This is a genomic window from Streptomyces albidochromogenes (assembly GCF_005981925.1).
Classification (GTDB): Bacteria; Actinomycetota; Actinomycetes; order Streptomycetales; family Streptomycetaceae; genus Streptomyces; species Streptomyces albidochromogenes.
Genome location: NZ_VBVX01000756.1, coordinates 1 through 449 on the forward strand (window position 1 = coordinate 1; position 449 = coordinate 449).

Sequence of the window (449 nt, forward strand, 5' to 3'; positions counted from 1 at the left end):
CTGGTGGCCTGCCCGGGCCGCCTGATCGACCACGTTGAGCGTCGCAGCGTCGACCTGTCCGGCATTGAAGTGCTGATCCTGGACGAAGCCGACCGCATGCTCGACATGGGCTTCCTGCCGTCGATCAAGCGCATCCTGGCCAAGCTGCCGAAGCAGAACCGCCAGACCCTGCTGTTCTCGGCCACCTTCGAGGACAACATCCGCCAGTTGGCGCTGGAGTTCATGCGCAACCCGGAACAGATCCAGGTGACGCCGAAGAACACCGTGGCCGAAACCATCACCCACCGCGTGCATCCGGTCGACGCCGGCCGCAAGCGCGACCTGCTGCTGCACCTGCTGGCGCAGGACAGCCGCGAGCAGACCCTGGTGTTCGCCCGCACCAAGCATGGCAGCGACAAGCTGGCCACCTTCCTGGAAAAGTCGGGCATCAAGACCGCGGCGATCCACGG

At 65.5% G+C, this 449-nt stretch carries 1 protein-coding gene; it reads left to right on the plus strand.

The genetic code is table 11. The features are described 5' to 3' along the window. Positions 1-449 (plus strand): DEAD/DEAH box helicase (locus tag E2E34_RS35065; RefSeq protein ID WP_138905806.1); only part of this gene is annotated, 449 nt, incomplete at both ends.